Source organism: Nonomuraea sp. NPDC050540 (assembly GCF_044457485.1).
GTDB lineage: Bacteria > Actinomycetota > Actinomycetes > Streptosporangiales > Streptosporangiaceae > Nonomuraea.
On record NZ_JBITHA010000007.1, the window covers coordinates 497599 to 517331 of the forward strand.

The 19733-nt window shown below is 74.4% G+C and carries 19 protein-coding genes; 16 read left to right on the forward strand and 3 right to left on the reverse strand.

All coding sequences use genetic code 11. The features are described 5' to 3' along the window. Genes ACIBI5_RS26575 through ACIBI5_RS26610 form a run of 8 tightly spaced genes read left to right on the forward strand, consistent with a single transcriptional unit; the run spans position 1 to position 7229 of the window. Entirely contained in the window at positions 1-942 is a 942-nt protein-coding gene (locus ACIBI5_RS26575) for an ABC transporter permease (protein ID WP_397251192.1), read from the forward strand. Then, entirely contained in the window at positions 939-1772 is an 834-nt protein-coding gene (locus tag ACIBI5_RS26580) for an ABC transporter permease (RefSeq protein ID WP_397251194.1), read from the forward strand. Before ACIBI5_RS26575 ends, ACIBI5_RS26580 begins: the two co-directional genes overlap by 4 nt. Next, a complete protein-coding gene (locus ACIBI5_RS26585; protein ID WP_397251195.1) occupies positions 1769-2758 on the forward strand; it encodes an ABC transporter ATP-binding protein in 990 nt (329 codons plus the stop codon). The genes ACIBI5_RS26580 and ACIBI5_RS26585 overlap by 4 nt, the downstream gene beginning before the upstream one ends. Continuing rightward, positions 2755-3543: an ATP-binding cassette domain-containing protein gene (locus ACIBI5_RS26590; protein WP_397251197.1), complete on the forward strand. Its 789-nt coding sequence runs from the start codon at positions 2755-2757 to the stop codon at positions 3541-3543. Before ACIBI5_RS26585 ends, ACIBI5_RS26590 begins: the two co-directional genes overlap by 4 nt. Further along, entirely contained in the window at positions 3540-4592 is a 1053-nt protein-coding gene (locus tag ACIBI5_RS26595; RefSeq protein WP_397251198.1) for a C45 family autoproteolytic acyltransferase/hydolase, read from the forward strand. Before ACIBI5_RS26590 ends, ACIBI5_RS26595 begins: the two co-directional genes overlap by 4 nt. Continuing rightward, positions 4589-6010: an amidase gene (locus ACIBI5_RS26600; RefSeq protein WP_397251200.1), complete on the forward strand. Its 1422-nt coding sequence runs from the start codon at positions 4589-4591 to the stop codon at positions 6008-6010. The genes ACIBI5_RS26595 and ACIBI5_RS26600 overlap by 4 nt, the downstream gene beginning before the upstream one ends. Further along, the gene (locus ACIBI5_RS26605; RefSeq protein ID WP_397251201.1) at positions 6007-6861 is read left to right on the forward strand and encodes a hypothetical protein; all 855 of its coding nucleotides are present in this window, start codon (positions 6007-6009) and stop codon (positions 6859-6861) included. Before ACIBI5_RS26600 ends, ACIBI5_RS26605 begins: the two co-directional genes overlap by 4 nt. Beyond that, a complete protein-coding gene (locus ACIBI5_RS26610) occupies positions 6846-7229 on the forward strand; it encodes a hypothetical protein (RefSeq protein ID WP_379624864.1) in 384 nt (127 codons plus the stop codon). The genes ACIBI5_RS26605 and ACIBI5_RS26610 overlap by 16 nt, the downstream gene beginning before the upstream one ends. Before the next feature lie 123 nt (positions 7230-7352). Here ACIBI5_RS26610 and ACIBI5_RS26615 read toward each other — a convergent pair whose 3' ends face one another. After that, positions 7353-8249 carry a phosphotransferase gene (locus ACIBI5_RS26615; protein WP_397251203.1) on the reverse strand — a complete coding sequence of 299 codons (897 nt, stop codon included), beginning with the start codon at positions 8247-8249 and terminating at the stop codon, positions 7353-7355. A gap of 58 nt (positions 8250-8307) precedes the next feature. On the opposite strand from ACIBI5_RS26615, the gene ACIBI5_RS26620 reads away from it, so the two are divergent. Further along, complete coding sequence (locus ACIBI5_RS26620; RefSeq protein WP_397251205.1) at positions 8308-8628, forward strand: antibiotic biosynthesis monooxygenase family protein; 321 nt, start codon at positions 8308-8310, stop codon at positions 8626-8628. A 160-nt stretch (positions 8629-8788) separates the two neighbouring features. Here ACIBI5_RS26620 and ACIBI5_RS26625 read toward each other — a convergent pair whose 3' ends face one another. Further along, positions 8789-9316, reverse strand: a complete 528-nt coding sequence (locus ACIBI5_RS26625) for a GNAT family N-acetyltransferase (protein ID WP_397251207.1) — start codon at positions 9314-9316, stop codon at positions 8789-8791. 60 nt (positions 9317-9376) lie between these two features. Between ACIBI5_RS26625 and ACIBI5_RS26630 the strand changes: the two genes are divergently transcribed. Together ACIBI5_RS26630 and ACIBI5_RS26635 are read left to right on the forward strand one after the other, a co-directional pair. Continuing rightward, positions 9377-9844 (forward strand): MarR family winged helix-turn-helix transcriptional regulator, encoded by a 468-nt coding sequence (locus ACIBI5_RS26630; protein ID WP_397251208.1) that lies wholly within the window; start codon positions 9377-9379, stop codon positions 9842-9844. A gap of 278 nt (positions 9845-10122) precedes the next feature. Beyond that, positions 10123-12003: a PIG-L family deacetylase gene (locus tag ACIBI5_RS26635; protein WP_397251210.1), complete on the forward strand. Its 1881-nt coding sequence runs from the start codon at positions 10123-10125 to the stop codon at positions 12001-12003. Here ACIBI5_RS26635 and ACIBI5_RS26640 read toward each other — a convergent pair. Next, a complete protein-coding gene (locus ACIBI5_RS26640) occupies positions 11975-12364 on the reverse strand; it encodes a MerR family transcriptional regulator (protein ID WP_397251212.1) in 390 nt (129 codons plus the stop codon). The genes ACIBI5_RS26635 and ACIBI5_RS26640 overlap by 29 nt on opposite strands. Positions 12365-12408: 44 nt before the next feature. Here ACIBI5_RS26640 and ACIBI5_RS26645 point away from each other — a divergent pair, with 44 nt between their 5' ends. The 5 genes from ACIBI5_RS26645 (at position 12409) to ACIBI5_RS26665 (ending at position 19728) form a co-directional block, all read left to right on the forward strand. Then, on the forward strand, positions 12409-13302 hold the full coding sequence (locus ACIBI5_RS26645; protein WP_397251214.1) for an NAD(P)-dependent oxidoreductase: 894 nt from the start codon (positions 12409-12411) through the stop codon (positions 13300-13302). Between the two features lie 224 nt (positions 13303-13526). Next, on the forward strand, positions 13527-13865 hold the full coding sequence (locus ACIBI5_RS26650; protein ID WP_397251217.1) for a YciI family protein: 339 nt from the start codon (positions 13527-13529) through the stop codon (positions 13863-13865). Next, complete coding sequence (locus ACIBI5_RS26655) at positions 13862-15037, forward strand: RNA polymerase sigma factor (protein WP_397251219.1); 1176 nt, start codon at positions 13862-13864, stop codon at positions 15035-15037. Before ACIBI5_RS26650 ends, ACIBI5_RS26655 begins: the two co-directional genes overlap by 4 nt. Positions 15038-15103: 66 nt before the next feature. Further along, complete coding sequence (locus tag ACIBI5_RS26660) at positions 15104-16864, forward strand: RNA ligase family protein (protein WP_397251221.1); 1761 nt, start codon at positions 15104-15106, stop codon at positions 16862-16864. Further along, complete coding sequence (locus ACIBI5_RS26665) at positions 16864-19728, forward strand: poly(A) polymerase (protein WP_397251223.1); 2865 nt, start codon at positions 16864-16866, stop codon at positions 19726-19728. The genes ACIBI5_RS26660 and ACIBI5_RS26665 overlap by 1 nt, the downstream gene beginning before the upstream one ends. The last annotated feature ends 5 nt before the right edge of the window (positions 19729-19733 follow it).

Genomic DNA, 19733 nt, shown 5'->3' on the forward strand with positions numbered 1-19733 from the left:
ATGCCCGTCTTCCTGCTCAAGCGGCTCGCCGGCGCGGCGGTGGTGCTGTTCGTGGTCTCGATCATCACCTTCGGCCTGTCGCTGCTGGTGCCCGGCGATCCGGCCATCCACATCGCCGGTGAGCACGCCACACGCGAGGAGATCGCCGCCGTCCGCGCCGGGATGGGGCTCGACCAGCCGGTGGCCGTGCGGTACGTGAGCTGGGCCGCGGCGGCGCTCTCCGGCGACCTCGGCACCTCGCTGTACAACTCGCAGCCGGTCACCGAGATCCTCGCCGAGCGGCTGCCGGTGACGCTCTCGCTGGCCCTCGCCGCGATGGCCGTCGCCGTGCTGATCTCCGTCCCGCTGGGCACGCTGGCGGCGCTGCGGCCCGGCGGCCGGCTCGACCGGGCCATCTCCTCCGGCACCGCGCTGGCCGTGGCGACGCCGTCGTTCTGGCTGGGGCTGCTGCTGATCCTCGCCCTCGCGATCACCTATCCGCTCTTCCCCGCCACGGGCTACCGGCCGATCGGCGACGGGTTCGGCGCGTTCTCCGCGCATCTGGCGCTGCCCGCGCTGACGCTGGGGCTGGCCGCCGCGGTCGAGCCGACCCGCCAGCTCCGGGCGGCGCTGGCCGACGTGCTGGAGACCGACTACGTGCGGACGGCGCGGGCCAAGGGCCTGCTCGCGGTCACCGTGCTGCGCAAGCACGCGCTGCGCAACGCGGCCGTGCCGTACGTGACGGTGATCGGGCTGGAGACGGGCCAGCTGCTCGGCGGCGCGGTCGTGGTGGAGACGGTGTTCGGGCTGCCTGGCCTCGGAACGCTGGCCGAGTCCACCGTGACCCGCCAGGACCTGCCCGTGCTGCAGGGCATCGTGATCGCGAGCACGCTGGTCGTGGTCGCCGCCAACCTCGCGGTCGACCTCGCCTACCGCTGGCTCACCCCCGGGGAGGCGGCATGACCGTGTGGCGGCGCCTGTCCGGGCGCGCGGACGTCGTGCTCGCCGTGGCCGCGCTGGCGGTGTTCGTGCTGGTCGCCGTGGCCGCGCCGTTCATCGCCCCCTACGATCCGGTCGACCAGGACCTGCTGCGCCGGCTGGAGGGGCCGAGCGCCGCGCACTGGCTCGGCACCGACGAGTCCGGCCGCGACGTGCTCAGCAGGCTCATGTACGGCACCCGCGTCTCGCTGGGCGCCTCCCTGCTGGCCGTCACCGTGGCCGCGGTGGGCGGAGTGCCCCTGGGCCTGCTCGCCGGCTACCTGGGAGGCGGCTTCGACCTGGTCGTCTCCCGCGTGGCCGACGCGGTGCTGTCGATCCCCGGCCTGGTGCTGGCCATCGCCATCGCCACCGCGCTCGGGCCCAGCCTCACCAACGCGATGCTGGCCGTCGGCGTGGTCTACGCGCCGGGCTTCTACCGGGTGGTCAGGGGCTCGGCGCTGGCCGTACGCGGCCAGACCTACGTCCAGGCGGCCATCGTCGGCGGATGCTCGACGCCGCGGATCATCCTGCGGCACGTGCTGCCCAACGTGAGCACGCCGCTCATCGTCAAGGTCTTCCTCACCTTCGGCTACGCCATCCTCGCCGAGGCCGGCCTGAGCTTCCTCGGCCTCGGCGTGCAGCCGCCGCTGGCCAGCTGGGGCTCGATGCTCAAGCGGGCGGTACGCCACCTGGAACAGGCGCCGCTGCTGGTCATCCTGCCCGGCGTGGTCATCCTCGTGGCGGTGCTGGCGTTCAACACAGTCGGCGACGGCCTGCGCGACGCGCTGGCCCGCCGGGATCGGGAGCACGTATGAGCACGCTGCTGGAGGTCGAGGGCCTGTCCATTGCCGCGCGCTCGGGCGGCGGGAGCGTCCCGCTGGTGCGCGAGGTGTCCTTCCGGCTGGAGGCGGGCGAGGCGGCCGGGCTCGTCGGCGAGTCGGGGTCCGGCAAGTCGATGACCGCGCTCGCGCTGCTCGGCCTGCTGCCGCGCGGCGTCACCGTCACCGCAGGCTCGGTACGCCTGGACGGGACCGACCTCCTCTCCGCCGATCCCCGGACGCTGGCCGGCATCCGCGGCCGCCGGATCGCCATGGTCTTCCAGGACCCGATGGCCAGCCTCAACCCCGCGATCACGGTGGGCGAGCAGGTCGCCGAGGTGCTCCGGCGCCACCTCGGCCTGGCGCGGGGGCCGGCGGCGCGGCGGGCGGTCGAACTGCTCGGTGCGGTGGGCATAAAGGAGCCCGGCCGGCGCGCCGCCGAGTACCCGCACACCTTCAGCGGCGGCATGCGACAGCGCGTGATGATCGCCATGGCGGTGGCCTGCGAGCCGGCCGTCCTGATCGCCGACGAGCCGACCACCGCGCTGGACGTGACCGTGCAGGCCCGCATCCTCGACCTGCTGGTCCGCATGCAGGAAGAACTCGGCATGGCGCTGCTGCTGGTCACCCACGACCTCGGCGTCGTGGCGGGCACCTGTCACCGCCTCGCGGTGATGTACGCGGGCTGCCTCGTCGAGGAGGGCGAGGTGGGCGAGGTGTTCGACGCGCCGCGCCACCCGTACACCGCGGCGCTGCTGGCGGCCGCGCCGGAGAACGCCATGCACGGCCGCCCGCCCGAGGCCATCCCCGGGGTGGTGCCGGCGCCGGGCGCGCTCCCGTCCGGCTGCGCGTTCAGCCCGCGCTGCGCGCACACCAGGCCCGGGGTCTGCGACGGAACACCCGTCGAGGTCGAGGTCACCGGGTCCCGGCGGGTGCGCTGCGCCCGCAGCCGGGAGCTCACGCTGGCGGGGGTGCGCCGATGAGTGTTCTTGAAGCTCGGGGGCTGGTCAAGGCGTTCCGGGGCAAGCCCGCTGTGCGGGAGGTCTCGTTCGCGGTGGCGGCGGGCGAGACGCTCGCGATCGTCGGCGAGAGCGGGTCGGGCAAGTCCACCACGGCCCGCATGCTGGCCGGCCTGCTGCGGCCGGACCGCGGCCAGGTCCTGCTGGACGGCGCCGACCTGGCCCGGCTGCGCGGCCGCGCGCTGCGGGCCAGGCGCCGCGACCTGCAGATGGTCTTCCAGGACCCGCTCGGCTCGCTGAACCCGATGATGCGGGTCGGCGCGAGCATCGCCGAGCCGCTGCTCCTGCACACCGGCCTCGACGCGGCCGGTCGCCGCGAGCGGGTGGCCGGCCTGCTCACCCAGGTGGGGCTGCGCCCCGAGCACGCCGAACGGCTGCCGCGGGAGTTCTCCGGCGGCCAGCGGCAACGGCTGGCCATCGCCCGCGCGATCGCCTGCCGCCCGCGCGCGCTGATCTGCGACGAGCCGGTCTCCGCCCTCGACGTCTCCACCCAGGCGCAGATCCTCGGCCTGCTGGCCGAGCTGCGCGCGAGCACCGGCTTCGGCTGCGTGTTCATCTCCCACGACCTCGCCGTGGTCCGGCTCATCGCCGACCGGATCGGCGTGATGTGCGGCGGGGAGCTGGTCGAGCTCGGCCCGGCCGAGCAGATCTACTCCGACCCCCGCCACGACTACACCCGCGAGCTGGTCTCGGCCGTGCCCTCGTTGCACGCCAGGCGCAGCCCCGTCAGGAAGGAGGTGGGCGGGTGAGCACTCCCGTCCGGCTGATCGAGGTCGAGGTTCCCGGCGACGGCCGGGCCGCCGGCCAGGCGTACGGCGAGGCCGTACGCGATCTGGTGCGGCGCCACCACGAGATGATCGTCCGCGACCTGGACCCGGCCGCCGCCCGCGGGCACGCGCTGGCCGTCCGTGAGGTCACCGCCGCGGTCGCGCCGGAGCTGGCCGCCGAGGTGGACGGCGTGGGCGAGGGCGCCGGCCTGAGCGCGGCCGACGGCTGGATCCTGCAACTGCGCGCCGAGCTGACCGGCTGGAACACCGCCGCGCCCGAATGCAGCTCGCTGGCGCTGGTCGGCCCGTCGCGTCCCGGCGGGCCGATCGCCGCGCAGAACGCCGACCTGCCGCCGGAGACCGCTCCCCTGTTCGTCGCGCTGCGCCGCCGGCCCGCCGGCGGACCGGCGCTGCTCACCGTCACCCCCGCCGGGCAGCTCGGCCACCATGGCATGAACGAGGCCGGCGTCGCCGTCTTCGGCAACTTCCTGCGCACCGCCCAGTGGGGCACCGGCGTGCCGCGGTACCTGCTCACCCGGCTGGCGCTCGGCCAGACCGACCGGCACGGCGCCGCGCGGGCGGTCACCGCCGTGCCGCGCACCGGGCCGCGCAACCTGCTCATCGCCGACGACGACGGCGCGCTGGACATCGAGACCACGCCGTCGGGCGTGGGCCGGCTCGAACCGGCCGGGGGCACGCTCCTGCACACCAACCACTTCCTCACCGAGCGCGCCGAGGAGGAGAACGCGCCGCCGTCGTGGCTGCGCAACTCCACGGCCCGGCTGGAACGGCTGCGCGCCCTGCTGGCCGAGGCCGGCCCGCACGCCGGCCCCCGGGAGCTGGCCGCGGTCCTCGCCGACCGCGACGGAGCGCCGGACGCCCTGTGCCACCACGCCGCCGACGCGCCCGGCATCGACATCGCGACCGTGATCTCCACGATCGCCGAGATCCGCGCCCGGCGGCTGCACGTCTGCGCCGGACCACCCGACCAGGGCGCCTATGCCGTCTACGACCTGAAGGAGAACCGGTGAGCGAACTGGCCTACCTGCCGGCCACCGACGCGCTGGCGAGGTTCGCGGCCCGCGAGCTGTCGCCCGTCGAACTGCTGGAGGCCGTCCTCGCGCGGGCCGAGCGAGCCGAGCCGCAGGTGAACGCGTTCGCCGAGCGGTGGTTCGAGCAGGCCATGGAGCAGGCCGGGCAGGCCGCGGACCGCTACCTGCGCGGAACCGCCAGGCCGCTGGAAGGACTGCCCGTGGCGCTGAAGGAGGAGCAGCCCATCGCCGGGCGCCCCCTGCGCGACGGCTCGCTGCTGCTGCGCGACAACGTCGCCGACGTCACGCACCCCATCGTCGATCGCATCGTCGCCGCCGGCGGCATCGTGCACGCGCGCACCACCACGCCGGAGTTCTGCGCGGCCGGGTTCACCCACAGCGACCTGTGGGGCGTCACCCGCAACCCGTGGAGCCTGGAGCACTCCAGCGGCGGCTCCTCCGGCGGCTCCGGCGCCGCGCTCGCGGCGGGGACGGCGGTGCTCGCGACCGGTTCCGACATCGGCGGCTCGATCCGCATCCCCGCCTCCTTCAACGGGGTCGTCGGGTACAAGCCGCCTTATGGCCGGGTGCCCGCGCTGCCGCCGTACAACCTCGATCATTACTGCCACGACGGGCCCATGGCCAGGACCGTCGCCGACTGCGCGCTGCTGCAGAACGTGATCGCCGGCCAGGACCCGCGCGACCACGTCTCGCTGCCCGCGCCGCCGCCGATCCCGCCCTACTCGGGATCGCTGGCGGGGCGGCGCGTGGCCGTCTGCGTCCGGCTGGGCGACTACGCCGTCGAACCCGAGGTGGTCGCCGCCACCTGGGACGCCGCGCGCGCCCTCACCGAGGCGGGAGCCGTCGTCGAGGAGGTCGAGCTGCCCTGGACGCGGGCCGAGATCATGCGCGCGGCGTGGGCCCACTACGGGGCGATCTTCGGTCCCATCGTGGCCGAGGAGGTGGCCGCCCACGGTGACGGCCTCACCCGCTACGCCCGCGACTTCATGGAGCGCAGCCTGAAGGCGGCCGCCGAGACCGGCTTCTACGGCGCGCTGAAGATCGAGGCGCGCGTGCACGAGGACCTGGCCGCGATCTTCCGGCGCTTCGACGCGCTCCTGTGCCCCGCCTCCGGCACGCCCGCGCTCCTGGCCGGGGAGGACTACCTCGGCACGCCGCTCGTGGTCGACGGGGTCGTCCTGGACCACAACCTGGAGGCGCCGCTCACGGTGCCGTTCAACCTCGCCAGCCGGTGCCCGGTGCTCAGCGTGCCCTCCGGCCGCTCGGAGCTGGGGGTTCCCACCGGGGTGCAGGTGGTCGGCCGGCCGTACGACGACGCCACGGTGTTCGAGGTCGGCGCGGCCGTGACCGCCGCCCTGCCCTGGTACGCGGACGCGGCGTGGAGGCCGCAGCTGTGACCGCGCCCCGCCGCCACGGCATCGAGCTGAGCTACTACGACCTCGGGCACACCCCCTTCTTCGCCTGCGCGGCCGACCAGCGCTTCTCCTACTGCCTGTACGTGCCGGAGGACTACGACGAGGCCGGTGAGCGGCGCTACGACCTCGTGGTCGTCGTCCACGGCACCGACCGCACCGCGGCCGAGTACCGCGACCGGTTCGCCGCGTTCTGCCGGGAGCACGGCTGCGTCGTGCTGGCGCCGCTCTTCCCCGCCGGCATCGGGCGGCGCGACGAGCTGCACGACTACAAGTTCCTGGACCACGGCGGCATCCGGTTCGACCGGGTGCTGCTGTCGATGGTGGACGAGGTGGCCGCCAAGTACCGCGTGGACGGCTCCCGGATGCTGATGCACGGCTTCTCCGGCGGCGGCCAGTTCGCGCACCGCTTCTTCTATCTGCACCCCCGGCGGCTGCGCGCGGTGTCGATCGGCGCGCCCGGCCTGGTCACGCTGCTCGACCCGCGGTGGCCGTGGTGGGCGGGCACGAAGGACTTCACCCGGCGTTTCGGCGCCGGGCCCGACCTGGAGGCGATGCGCGAGGTGGCCGTGCAGATGGTCATCGGCGCGGAGGACACCGACACCTGGGAGATCACCGTGACCGAGCGGGACGAGCTGTGGGTGCGGGGAGCCGACGCCGCCGGGCCGACCCGGATCGACCGGCTGAACAGCCTGCACCGCGGTTTCGCGGAGGCGGGCATCGACGCCCGGCTCGACGTCGTGCCGGGGGCGGCGCACAACGGATACCAGGTGCTGCCCGCCGTGCAAGACTTCTTCGGTGAGACGATGGGAGACGGGCCGTGCCGTTCCTGGTGAAGCTGGGGGTTCTCGAACTGACCGTGGGGGTCCTGACGGGCTGGTTCATGGTCTACATCACCCGCACCCCGCGTGCCGAACGGCTGCGCCGCGGCCTGCGCGACCCCCGCCGGATCCGGCAGGGCCACATCGAACTGCTCATGATGGGCACGATCCTCATCGCGCTCGGCGCCGCCGTCCCCGACCCGCCCGCGGTGGCCCTGGCGCTCATCGCGTTCTTCTCCTGGCTCGCCCCGCTCTCCTTCTTCCCCGCCGCCGTCCGCCCCGACCTGGCCGACAGCCGGGGCATGCGCTGGGTGGACACGATCACCTTCCTCGGCCTGTCCACCGGGTACGTGGTGCTCGCCGTGGCCGTCCTCCTGCGCTGACGCGTCTCCACGCGCTTTCGGAACGGCGCCGGGGTCGCCCGCGGCTCCACGATCCCCTGCTGATCGCCGGTACGGCGGAGCCGCTTCCCCGGCCATGGGCGGCTCCGCCGTGGCGGATGGTTCTCAGTGGGCGTCGGCGAGGACGCGGTCCAGGGTGCGGCGGCCCATCTCGCTCATCCCCGGGTTGCTGTCCAGGTAGTACCAGACCAGGCCGATCGCCTGGATGAAGGCCCACGCCCTGCCCCGCGCCCACTCCAGGTCGCCGCCGCCGACCCGCTCGCGCAGCACCGCCCGCGGCCCGGACTCCAGCAGGTGCCAGGCGCCCACGAGGTCGAGGGCGGGGTCGGCCGGTCCGAAGCCGCCCACGTCGAGGACCCCGGCCAGCCGGCCGGCCGAGACGAGGACGTTGCCGGGGATCAGGTCGCCGTGGTTCATGACGTCGGCGGCCTCGCGCGGCAGGGTCCGCAGGGCGGTCCACGTGGCGCGCAGCCGGGGCACGTCCAGCAGGTGCTCGCTCTCGCGCAGGCACCTGTCCACCCACGCGTCGTGCGTCGTCAGATCGCCGCCCCTGCCGCCCCCGGTGAACCGGCGGCCGCGCGTTTCCACCGCGCGCAGCCCGGCGATGAGCTCGGCCAGGTCGCGCGCGAAGGCCACCGACTCCCCCGGGTCCTCGTCGGTGGCCACGGCGCCCGGCAGCCAGGTCTGCACCGACCACGGCAGCGGGTAGCCCTCCCCCGGCTCGCCGAGCGCGATCGGCGCCGGGGTGCGGAACCGGGTGGCGTCCAGCAGTTCGCGGGCCGCGGCCGCCTCGGCCTCCAGCCATCGCCGCGCCGCGCCGGGCTCGCGCGCCTCAAGAGGGAACCTGGCCGCGAGATCCTCGCCGATGCGGAAGATGGCGTTGACCGTGCCCTGGCCGGCGACCCGCCTGACCGGCAGGTCCTTCCACTCGGGGAACTGCCCGGCGACCAGCGCGCGGACCGTGTCGAGGGGGACGGCCAGTTCGTCGGCGTGCATCTTCATCGGAAGAGCCTACGCTGTGGCGTGATCAGGCTCTGACAAGGAAGGCCAGGTGCAACGCATGATCGCGCGAACGTGGCGAGGATGGGCCGGCAAGGCGACGGCCGACGACTACCAGCGGCACTACGCGGCGGAGGTGGCCGTGAACCTGCGGAAGATCGACGGCTTCCGCGGCGCCCGGCTGCTGCGGCAGGACGACGGGGACGAGGTGCTGTTCACCTCGATCGCGTACTTCACCGGCATGGACGAGATCCGCGCCTTCGCCGGCGAGGACCCCGGGCAGGCCGTACTCGCGGACGTGGCCCGCCGCGCCCTGACCCGGTGGGACGAGCGCGTCACCCACCACGAGGTCGCCGTGGACCTGCCGGTCCACGACTCCTGACCGTTCCTCGGTCAGGCCGCCGGGGGCGGGCCGTCCAGCGGCGCGCCCGTCCCCGCAGGCCGTCCACCCGGGCACGCCCGCGCCCGCAGGCTGTCTGGTTGGTACACCCATCCGCAGGCCGTCCACCGTGACCGGCCGCTGCGCCCCGCCGGCGCGGCGACTACCTCAGGTGGCGGACGCGGACGGTGGTGCGGACGTCGTGCTCGTCGACGTACTCGGCGACCTCGGCGTAGCCGTGCCCGGCGTAAACGCGGCCGAGTACCGGGCTGCCGGCCCAGTGGTCCAGGGCCAGGGCGGGGGCGTCGTGCGCTCTGGCCAGGCGCTCGGCCTCCGCCATGAGGGCCGGGCCGACGCCCCGTCCGGCGGGCCCGCGGTCGGTCATCACGGTGTGGATGAACATCGAGCCGCCGGGGACGGCGGCGGGCGGGATGCGCGGCGGGGTCGACGGGGCCGCGGCCAGCATGCCGACCTGACGGCCGTCGCGTTCGGCCAGGGTGACGACGCCGAGGCCGGTCCACTCGGCCACCCGGCCGGGGAAGCCGGGGATGGCGGAGAAGGGCACCGTTCCCCATTGCTCGGGCAGGTCCTGGGCGATGAGCCAGGCGTGGACGGAGTCCATCAGGGCCAGCAGGGCCGGTACGTCGCCGGGCGTCGCGGGTCGCAGGTGGACGGGAAGGGTCGCCATCATGGCCTCCTGGTGGGTTAGACTCCGGTCACGCCCCATTGATTCAATAATCTAAGGATTAGATTGTCAAAGCAATCCAGGATCGAGGCCGTGGCCAGGGCCGTACAGGATCTGCAGGACGCGACCGACCTCATCGACGAGCTGGCGGCGCGGCGGCTCGGCGTCAACCGGACCGACGTGCGCTGCCTGAGCCGCCTGACCGCGCGCGGCCCGCTCACGGCGAGCGAGCTGGCGGCCGGAGCGGGCCTGACCGGCGGCGCGGCCACCACCGCCATCGACCGGCTGGAGCGGGCGGGGCTGGCCGAGCGGGTACGCGACACCGCCGACCGGCGCCGGGTCCTGGTGCACCTGAGCGAGCGGGGCCGGGAGGCGGTCGAGGAGGTCTGGGGGCCGATCGCCGCCGAGGCCCGGGCCGGGCTGCGCCGTTACACCGTCGCCGAACTCGACGTGGTCGAGACGTTCCTGCGGCTCGCGCTGCTCAACCAGACCCGGCACGCCGAACGGCTGCGCGGGGGCGACGCAGAGGAATGACCGGTTTCCCGCTCGACACGGAAATAGCCCAGCGGATCACCCGCGAAGGCTACACCGGCTGACGAATCGCTTGCCGCAGGACAGAAGAACACTGACAGTGCCTTTGCGCATCAATCCCGGCCTGCCCCTCTTGTATCGATGATCCTTTCATTGATACGGAGGGGGAGGAATTGAAGAAGAGTGTGCGCCTTTTCCTGGCGAGCCTGCTGATGACCGTTATGGGCGCGGTCCTGCCGGCCGAGGCAACAATGTCCAGGCTTATCGAGCATGTGCATTTCATGCATTTCCTCGCACATGAGGATGACGACCTCCTCTTTCTCAATCCCGACATCCATCAGACCATTCGCGCCGGTTATCCGATTGCGTCCGTTTTCATCACCGCGGGCGAGGCGCAGGAGGGCTTCGCCTACGCCGAGGGCAGGCGGGAGGGCTCGCGGGCCGCGTACGCGCGCATGGCGGGCGTGGACGCGCCGGTCTGGGACACCGAGGCCCTGCGGGTCGGCACGCAGGTCATCGAGCACAACCACCTGCGCGGCACCGGGGTCCACCTGCTGTTCCTGCGCCTGTCCGACGGCGGGAACAAGCGCCGCCAGGACGCGCGCGGGCGCGGCGCGCTGGTCCGGCTCTGGGACGACCGGGGGAAGGCGGGCTGCCTGCCGACGTTCACCGAGCGCGGCTCGCCGTACGAACAGTGCTATACCTACGGCGGGCTCGTCGGCACGCTGCGCAGGCTCATGGAGATGTTCACCCCGCACGCGATCCGCACGCAGGACCCGCAGCCGGACCTCTACCGCACGCACGACCACCCCGACCACGTCCAGACGGCGCGCTTCACCGCCGAGGCCGCCCGCCAGCACCGTGACGCGAACCCGCGGCTGGTCGAGATCAACTTCCGCGACTACTTCATCCAGGACGTGCCCGCCAACCTGGGCCCGGCCGAGCGGGACATGAAGAAGGACGTCTTCGACGCGTACGCCCCGCACGACCCGCTGGCCAGGGACTCCGACCTCAACTATCCGGCCTACGTCTGGCGGATGAACCGGATGGTCTACCGCTGGACCGGCGAGCTGCTGCGCGTGGCCACCAACGCCGACAAGCGGCTGAGCGTCCTGTCCGTGCAGGGGCGCCGCGTGGTCTCCTGGGACCAGGGCGCCGACGGCCGCTGGCGGGGGCCCAGCTCGCTCGGGTACGCCGGTTCGTGGCTCGCCCCCGGCGTCGCCGTCGAGCGCGACCGTGACGGCAGGCTGCGCGCCTTCGCCATCCGGCTGCGCGAGAACGGGCTGACCGACGCGATCGTCACGACCGCGCAGCGCACCCCCGGCGGTCCGTGGACCGGCCGGTGGACCGACCTCGGCCGCCCGCCGTACGGGGGCAACCGCACCGGCACCCCCGCGCTCGCGCTGGACCAGCTGGGCCGGATCAACGTCTTCGTCCAGACCGGCACCCACCAGATCAGCTACCGGACCCACTACGGCAACGGCAGGTGGTCGCCGTGGTGGACGCTGTCGGAGCGGGGGCTGCGCAGCGGCATCACCGCCATGCGCGACCGGTTCGGGCGGATCGAGCTGTTCGCCACGTTGTGCGCCCGCGCGGATCCGGCCAGGACCCGGTGCGACTCCGCGCGCATCCTGCGCTGGCGGCAGACCAAGCCCAACGGCGGCTTCCGCTCGGCCCCCATCGGCTCCGCCACGCCCGGCAGCCCGCCCACGCTCGTGCTCAACGCGGACGCGCGCCTGGAGCTCCTCTACCGCCAGGGCGATCTCGACACCGGTACGGTCACCGTCGGCGACGTCGTCAGAACCCGGCAGGAGCCGCCCTCCTACGGATGGGCCCCGGCCTCGACCCTCCCGGCTCCCGGCGGCGTGGGCAACGTCCAGGCCGCCCGCGGGCCGAACGCCTCCGTCCCCTCCTCCCGGGTGGTGCTGGCCGTCCGCAACCCGGCGATGGGCGTCTCGGTGGCCGTGCAACAGGCGGCGAACGGCGCCTACGGCCCCTGGCAGGACCTCGGCGGGAAGATCATCGGTGTGCCCGCCGTGTCCGCCGACCGCTCCGGCCGCGTCATGGTCTTCAGCCTCGGCGTCAAGGGCCAGCTGTTCGCGTGCTGGCAGGAGGAGGTGGGCGGCGCGCGGTTCACGCCGTGGCGGATCCTGGGGTGGTGAGCGCGCGCCGTTCGGTGAGGTCGAGGTAGTCGTGGAGGACCTGCCGGGTGCCGACCAGCGCGTCGATGCTCTCGTCGAGCCTGGTCAGGCGCTCGCGCAGGCCGTCCACCAGCTCGGGGCAGGGCTCCAGATCCGGTCGCTCGCCGCTGGCGCAGGGCAGCACGTAGCCGATCTCCCGGGTCGACAGCCCGGCCGCGAGCAGCTTCCTGATCTGGGTCACGGTCAGCACGGCGGCGTCGGCGTACTCGCGGTAGCCGTTGGCGCCGCGGTGTGGCTCCAGCAGGCCCTGCGACTCGTAGTAGCGCAGCTGGTGCGTGTTGACCCCGGTCCGCCGGCTCAGTTCACCGATGTGCACGGTCACGGCTCCTTGACATTCATATCGGTGTGAACGTTGAGGATTCTGCCATGAACAGCAACCGGCAGTACGCCGTGACGGTCCTCGGCCTCGGGCTGATGGGCGAAGCCCTGGCCCGCGCCTTCGTGCGCGCCGGCCACCCCACGACCGTGTGGAACCGTTCGCCGGGCAAGGCGGACCGCCTCGTCGCCGAGGGGGCGCGGCTCGCCGGCTCGGCGGCCGAGGCGGTCGCCGCGAGCCCGCTCGTGGTCGTCTGCCTCACCGGGTACGACGCCGTCCACGACCTGCTCGGCCCGCTGGAGAAGATCCTTGACGGCCGGGTCCTGGTGAACCTGACCTCCGGCACCTCCGGGGCCGCGCGCGAGACCGCCGCCTGGGCCGGGAGCCGGGGCGCCGGCTACCTCGACGGCGCGATCCTGGCCGTGCCCCAGACGATCGGCACCGCCGACGGCCTCATCCTCTACAGCGGGCCCCGGCCGGTCTTCGACCGGTACGAGCCCGTGCTGGACCGCCTCGGCGCGAAAGCCACGTACCTCGGCACGGACCCCGGGCTGTCCTCGCTCTACGACGTGGCCTCGCTGAGCCTGTCGTGGAGCGTCCTGAACGGCTTCCTGCAGGGCGTCGCGCTGCTGGGCACCGCGGGGGTGGACGCCGCGACGTTCGCCGCGTTCGCGAAGGAGGGCCTCGGTGCCGTGGCCGGCTGGCTGGAGGGGTACGCGCGGCAGATCGACGACGGCGTGTACCCGGCGCTCGACGCCACCATCGACACCCAGCGGGCGGCGATGGCGCACATCGTCCACGAGAGCGAGTCGCTCGGCGTCAGCGCCGAACTGCCGAGGTTCGTCAAGGCCCTGGCCGACCGGGCCGCGGCCGCGGGCCACGGCGGCAGCGGCTACGCGGCGATGATCGAGCAGTTCCGCACGCCGCCTCAGGAGACAAGGTGACGCGGCAGGACGTCGCCGGCGTGGAGGCGAGGCCGCGGACGATCAGGCGGCCCAAGACGGGCTTCTCTCGCAGAGAGTGATGCTCAGGGAAGTGTGAAGGATTCACGACCGCCGCGGCACGGGTACTCCTGAGCGAGGGAGAAAACCGGCCGGGCCGGGGTGTCGATTTCGCCGCGGCCCGTTTGTCTATGACGTGACCCTTCCCGAGAACCCAGGAGGACACGATGAAGTACATGCTGCTGATCAGCCACGGCGATCCTGCCGCGTGGGAGAACCTGCCGGAGGAGGAGCAGAAGGCGCTGCCCGCGGCGTACCAGGCGATCGAGGACACCCCGGGGGTGACACCGGGGCAGTGGATGCAGGCGCCGGACACGGCCACCACGGTGCGGGTGCAGGACGGCAGGACGCTGACGACCGACGGCCCGTTCGTGGAGATGAAGGAGGCGATCGGCGGCTACCTGTTCTACGAGGCCGACGACCTCGACGCGGCGATCGAGCTGGCCGGGCGGATCCCGGCGGCCCGCATGGGCGGCGCGGTCGAGATACGCCCGCTGCACCGGTGACCGAGGTGCTGGAGCGGGTCTTCCGCGAGCAGTGGGGACGTGTTCTGGCCGCGCTGATCGGCTTCCTCGGCGACTTCGACCTCGCCGAGGAAGCCGCGCAGGAGGCCTTCGCGATCGCCGCCGACCGGTGGCCGCGCGACGGGACGCCGGCCCATCCCGGCGCCTGGCTGATCACGACGGCGCGCAACCGGGCGCTCAACCGCGTCCGCCGCGACCGCACACTGGCCGAGAAGACCCGCCTGCTCGCGGCGCGGCGGTCCTGGGAGGACGAGATGGACGACGCCGTGATCCGCGACGAGCGGCTCGAACTCATCTTCACCTGCTGCCATCCGGCGCTGTCCATGGAGGCGCAGGTCGCCCTGACGCTGCGGGCGCTCGGCGGGCTCAGCACCGGCGACATCGCGCACGCGTTCCTGGTGCCGGAGCCGACGATGGCGCAGCGCCTGGTGCGGGCCAAGCGGAAGATCAGGGTGTCCGGGATCCCGTTCCGGGTGCCGGCCGACCATCTGCTGCCCGACCGGCTGGCGGCGGTGCTCGCGGTGGCGTACCTGATCTTCAACGAGGGGTACACGGGGCGGGTGGACCTGGCGGGCGAGGCGATCCGGCTCGGGCGGGCCCTGGTCGAGCTCATGCCCGACGAGGCCGAGGCGCACGGGCTGCTGGCCCTCATGCTGCTGCACGACTCGCGCCGCCGGGCCCGCTTCCGCGACGGCGAGCTGGTGCTGCTGGCCGAGCAGGACCGGTCGTCGTGGGACGCCGCCATGATCGCCGACGGGCGCCGTACGCTGGCGCGGGCGCTGGCTCTGCACGGGCGCGGGCCGTACGTCGTCCAGGCGGCGATCGCCGCCCTGCACACCGAGGAGGCGGCCGACTGGCCGCAGATCGCCCTGCTGTACGGCGAGCTCGCCCGGCTGACCGGTTCCCCGGTGGTCGAGCTGAACCGCGCCATCGCGATCGCCCAGACGCGGGGTCCGGAGGCCGGGCTCGAGATCATCGACCGGCTGCCGCTCCAGGACTTCCACTACCTGCACGCCGCCCGTGGCGAGCTGCTGGATCGCGCCGGCCGTACCGGGGAGGCGCGCGCCGCCTACGAGCGCGCGCTCGCCCTCGTCCACGACGACGCGGAACGGCGGCTGCTCCGGCGGCGGCTGGATCGGCTCGTCCAGCCTTGATTTATTGGATGGAAGGCGCTTTCTCCCCGCTTGTACAGTGACCCCCAGCCGACCGGGGGAGGGATCATGCGCGTGCACTATCCGCGTACCCCTCACCTGCCCTGGTCGCCGGGCGTGAGCCCGGACGACGTGCGCGCGGGCGACCTGTCCGGGCTGCGCGGGCGCGAGGTCGTGGTGACGGAGAAGCTCGACGGGGAGAACACGACCCTGTACCCGGACGGCCTGCACGCCCGGTCTCTGGACTCCGCCCATCATCCTTCACGGGCCTGGGTGAAGGGGCTGCAGGGGCGGATCGGGGCACGGATTCCGGCGGGGCTGCGGGTGTGCGGGGAGAACGTGTACGCCCGGCACTCCATCGCCTACGAGGAGCTGGAGAGCTGGTTCTACGGGTTCTCCGTGTGGGACGGCGAGCGGTGCCTGGGCTGGGATCGCACGGTCGCCTTTCTGCGTGAGCTGGGGATTCCCGTCCCTCCCGTGCTGTGGCGCGGGGTCTTCGACGAGCGGGCGCTGCGGGGGGTGCGGCTGGACCCGGAGCGGCAGGAGGGCTACGTGGTGCGGGCCGCCGAGGGGTTCGCCCTGGCGGACTTCGCGGGGCGGGTGGCGAAGTGGGTGCGCCGGAACCACGTGCGGACGGACACGCACTGGATGCACGCGCCGGTGGTGCCGAACGGGCTCGGTCCCGGTGCGGCGTTGTGGTCGGTGCGCTCGGGCGCGCAGGCGGACGTCACGGCGCTGCTGACGGCGGTGAATCTCGGGCCTGAGCCCAGGGACGGCGCCACCCCGGCGGCGGTGGATCTCGGGGCTGAGGCGGTGGAGGGCTCGGCCGCCGAGGAGGTGGCCGAGGTGGCGGGTCGGCTGGACGCGATCGGCCGGGGCGGGGACGCGCGGCTGGCCGGGGTGCTGGCCGTGGCGTTGCGTCCGGCGCCCCGGGCCGTGCTGGCGGCGCGGCTGGCCCGGCCCTTGGGCATGCCTCTGGCCCGGCGGATCGCGGACCTGGCCGGGCTGCGGGACGCGTTGCGGCGGCCGTTTCCCGACGAGGAGCGGCGGGCCGGTCTCGGCCGGATGGCGCTGGCCGCCGACCTGGGCGTGCTGCACGCCGTCGCCGCGGTACTGCCGGCCGGGTCGGCAGGGGAGGCCCGCGAGCAGGTCGCCTGGTCGGCCCTGCACGCCGAGGACGCCGGGCTGCTCGGACCGGATCCGCTGGAGCCGTTGCGGACCGGGCTGCGTGCGGGATTGGCCGGGCTCGACGGCGAGGCCGCCGGCCGGTGCTGGGCCGAGGCCCGCGCCGCCTGGGCGGCGGGACGGATCGCCACGCCCGAGGAGGCCGTGGCCGCGACGTGGCGGTGGCGGGCGGGGACCTTCCCCCGGCTGGTGCATCTGGTCGGGCCGTCGGGCAGCGGGAAGAGCACGTTCGCCGCCGGGCTGACGGACACCGTTCACGTGTCGCTGGACGAGCTTCGCGCCGCGCGGGGGTCGCGGGCCGGCCGGCGGGACGACGGGGCCGTGCTCGGGGAGGGGCTGGATCGGCTTGACGCCGCCCTGGCCGCGGGCGGGACGGTCGTGTGGGACGCCACCTCGCTCAACCACCACCAGCGGAGCCTGGTCCACGCCGTGGCGCGCCGCCGCGACGCGCTGACGACACACGTGGTCGTCCTGCTGGAGCAGGACGAGCTGCGCCGGCGCAACGCCGCCCGCGCCGCCGCGGTGCCCGCGCACGTGCTGGACGCGCAGGTGCGGCGCTACGTCCCGCCGTATCCGGGCCAGGCCCATCGCACCTGGTACGTCGGCGAGCGCGGGACCGTGGACGACAGGGACGGGGACCTGTGATGCGTACCAGCGAAGAGATCTATCACCGGGTCCGCTGGGATCCGCGCTTCGACCCGTCCCGCTTCGTCCTGGGCGTCGGCCAGCGCGACGCAGCGCCCAAGCGGGTCGCGCTGGCCGCGTTCACGCCGGGCGGCGAGATCCCCTGGCACCGGGTGCTGTTCGTCGAGGCGGACGGCGAGCTGGTCTGGGACCGGGCCACGGGCCTGGACCGCCTCGACACGTGCGAGGCCGGCCGGGCGCGCGACCCGCGCCGCCTGCGCGCGCCGTTCTTCACCGCCAGAACGCCGTACGCGTGGGATCCGACGGGGGAATGGCTGCCCGCCGCCGGGCGACCCGGCTCCGGACCTCACGACGGGGTGGTGCGCGTGCTGACGTGGAACACGCTGTGGGACCGCTACGACAGCGACCGCATCGACACCGCCCGCCGCCGGGCCCTGCTTCTGCGCGCCCTTGAGGAGGCCGGCGCGGACGTCCTGGCGCTGCAGGAGGTCGAGCCCGCGCTGGTGTCGATGCTGCTGGCCGCCCCCTGGGTACGCGCCGCCTACACCCTCGGCACCGACCCCCGCGGACCGGACGTCGGCGACGGCGGCCTCCTGCTGCTCAGCCGGCTGCCCGTACGCGAGGCGGCCGTCCACGAGCTCGGCCCGCACAAGTCGGTGGCCGCCGTCGTCGCCGACACCGCCGCCGGGCCGCTCGTCGTCGCCGTCACCCATCTGACCAGCGACCATTCCGCCGACGGCGCGGGCAGGCGGCGCGCCGAACTGGCCCGGATCGCCGAGGGGCTGTCCGGCCTGGACGGCGACCTGGTCCTGATGGGCGACTTCAACGACGGCACCGGCACCCCGGAGTCCGCGCTCGGCCTGCGCGACGCCTGGACCGAGGCGCACGGCGCCGACCAGACCCCCACCTTCGACCCCGGCGTCAACCCGCTGGCCGCGCTCTCCTCCCGGTCCGGCCGCGCGGCGCGCCTGGACCGCGTTCTGCTCCGCGGACGCCCCCGGGTGGTCTCGGCGGCCCTGCGCGGCGACACGCCCGGCCCCGGCGGGCTGTACGTCTCCGACCACTACGGGGTCGAGGCGGTCCTCGACGTCTCCGGCGCCGAGGACGGCGGGGCGCTGGACGTGCCGCCGACGGCGCGTACGGCGGTGGCGTGGATACCGCCGCCCGAGCTGTGGCCGCCGATCCAGGAGGTCAGGCGCGCGCACGATCCGCAGCTCGACCGCTGGCCGCCGCATGTCAACCTGCTGTTCGGGTTCGTGCCGGAGGCGGAGTTCGAGGCGGCGGCGCCGTTGGTGGCCGCGGCGGCGGCCGAGACGGAGCCGTTCACCGCCCGGCTGGAGGGGGTGCGCACGTTCCGTCACCGCACCCACACGACCTCCTGGCTCGACCCCGCCGCCGCCGGCCCCGCGCCCTGGGCCGGGCTGCGCCGTTCACTCGAACGGCGTTTCCCGCGCTGCGAGGGCCGCCGGGAGGGCTTCACCCCGCACCTGACGCTCGGCCGCACCGACGCCGCGATCCGCCTCGCCGCGATGACGGCGCCGGTCGGCGAGCTGGTACTGCTGTCGCGCCGCGCCGAGGAGCCCATGCGCCCGCGCGCCCGGATCACCCTGGGCACCGGCGAGATCCACTGGCTCCCCGACCTGCCGTCCCCCACACCACAGACGACCGGCGCACCCGAGCGGCCCGGCCAAGCGGCCAGGGGACCGAAGCGACCTGACCGAGCGGTCGCCGGCGAACCGGCGGGTGGACGTGATCGTCGCGATCCGGCGGCGGTGGCCGCGCAGGTGGTGCGACGGCTGGAGGAGGCGCTGGAGCCGGGGGTCGTGCACGTCGCGGGGTCGCGGCGCATGGGCTGTGAGCTGCCCGGCGCGGACCTGGACCTGGTGGCGGTGCTGCCCGGCGCGGCCGGCGCCGAGTCCCTGGTACGCGCCGCGCTGCCCGAGGCGACCCGGCTGCGCCAGGTGATCGGCGCCCGGGTGCCCGGCCTGCGTTTCCACACCGGCGGACTGGACGTGGACCTGACCGTGGTGTCCGCCGGCGCCCTCCCGCCGGACCAGGCGCTCGCCCGCCGGGCCGAGCTGGGTGAGCGGGCGGCCATCGCGCTCAGCGCCGTCACCGACGCACAGGCCCTCCGCGCCGCCACCGACCCCACAGCCCCCGGCCTCGCCGGTGACGGGCATGCCCGCTTCGCCCGCCTGGCCAGGCAGGTGAAGGCGTGGGCACGGGCGCGTGGCCTGGACTCCGCGCCGTTCGGCGGCCTGCCCGGCCTGGCCTGGGCGGTCATGGCCGCGCGTACCGTGCGCGAGAGCGGGCCCGGCGACGACCCGCTGAGCGTGTTCTTCAGCACGTGGGCCGCCTGGGACTGGCGCGACCCCATCGCCCTCGACCCCGCCGCGGCCGCCCGGGAACCGGCCCACGTCACGGTGCTGACGCCCAGCGACCCGGTACGCAACTGCGCCCGCCAGGTCGGCCCCGGCGGCCTGGACCTGCTCACCCAGGAGCTCTACCTGGCCTGGGAGCTCACGGAGAACGGCCGGGGCGCCGAACTCCTGTCCACGCCGCCCCTGCACCGCAGGCACAGGGCCTGGGCGGTGGTGAGCGTCGGCTCGCCGGAGGAGCTCGGCCGCGTCAGAGGACGGATGCTGGACCTGCTGGCCGCCCTGGCCGAGGCGGGGGCGGCGGACGCGCATGCCTGGCCGCGCCCGTTCGAGAGCGGCCCGCGGCGCACCCGCTACGCGATCGGCCTGGGCCGCACTCCCCCGCCGGCCGGGCGGCTGGACGAGATCGCCGGCCGGTGGGCCGGAGATCTGGCGGGCGTCTCGGTCGAGCACGCCGAGGGCGGGGCCGTACCGACCTTGATATGAATGCC